Source organism: Pseudomonas sp. HMSC063H08 (assembly GCF_001813645.1).
GTDB classification, from domain to species: domain Bacteria; phylum Pseudomonadota; class Gammaproteobacteria; order Pseudomonadales; family Pseudomonadaceae; genus Pseudomonas; species Pseudomonas aeruginosa.
Map to the genome: position 1 here is coordinate 1 of NZ_KV813559.1, position 1,268 is coordinate 1,268.

At 60.3% G+C, this 1,268-nt stretch carries 1 protein-coding gene; it reads left to right on the forward strand.

Annotation, left to right across the window (positions count from 1 at the left end; genetic code table 11):
* Positions 1-115: 115 nt before the first annotated feature.
* Positions 116-1,268: IS21-like element ISPst3 family transposase (gene istA, locus HMPREF2924_RS25055; RefSeq protein ID WP_256567980.1), on the forward strand; the 1,153-nt coding region annotated here is incomplete at its 3' end.

A 1,268-nucleotide genomic window follows, 5' to 3' on the forward strand; every position in this document is an offset into this window, starting at 1 on the left:
TGTTGCCGCTGACCGAAAACTGACCCAGTAGAGGCTGTTCTGCCGACTGAAAACTGACCCAGGTGTTCAACTGCTTCTGCTCAATTTTTGAGCAGGAGAACACAGGGTGATCAGTATGGAAATGATGGGCAAAATTCGCCGGATGTATTTCCGCGACAAGCTGTCGCTGCATGAGATAGCCAAGCGCACCGGGTTGGCGCGCAACACGATTCGCAAGTGGGTCAGAGCACCTGAGGCCAAGCCGCCGGTCTACCAACGCCGCGCGATCTTCAACAAACTCAGCCCTTTTCACGCCACGCTGGAGCAGGCGCTAAAAGCCGATTCGCTGCGGCCCAAGCAACAGCGGCGCAGTGCCAAGGCGCTGTTGGCGCAAATCAAAGCCGAAGGTTATGACGGTGGCTACAGCCAGCTCACCGCGTTTATCCGTGCCTGGCGAGGGGGACAGGGCAAGGCGTCGCAGGCCTTTGTGCCGCTGACCTTTGCTCTTGGCGAGGCGTTTCAGTTTGACTGGAGCGAGGAAGGCTTGCTGGTCGGCGGCATTTACCGGCGTATGCAGGTGGCACATCTGAAGCTGTGTGCCAGCCGTGCGTTCTGGCTTGTGGCGTATCCGAGCCAGGGCCATGAGATGTTATTTGACGCCCATACACGCTCGTTCGGCTCCTTGGGCGGCGTGCCGCGCCGGGGCATCTACGACAACATGAAGACCGCCGTCGACAAGGTCAATAAGGGCAAAGGCCGGGCGGTGAATGCGCGCTTTGCGGTGATGTGCGCGCATTACCTGTTCGATCCGGACTTCTGCAACGTCGCCGCTGGTTGGGAAAAGGGCATCGTTGAAAAGAACGTGCAAGACAGCCGCAGGCGTATCTGGCTAGACGCCCAGGACTGCCAGTTTCACTCCTTCGAGGAACTCAATGCCTGGCTGGGCCAGCGCTGCCGCGCGCTTTGGAACGAGCTGACGCACCCTCAATACAGCGGGCTGAGTGTGGCCGAAGTGCTGGAGTTGGAGCGCGCTGAACTGATGCCTGTGCCAGCGCCATTCGACGGTTACGTCGAGCGGCCTGCGCGGGTCTCCAGCACCTGCCTGGTCAGCGTCGGGCGCAACCGCTACTCGGTGCCGTGTGAGTATGCGGGTAAGTGGGTCAGCAGCCGTTTGTATCCGACGCGAATCGAGGTGGTGGCTGACGACGCGCTGATCGCCAGCCATGTCCGCTTGCTGGATCGCGACCAGGTCAGCTATGACTGGCAGCACTACCTCCCGCTGATCGAAC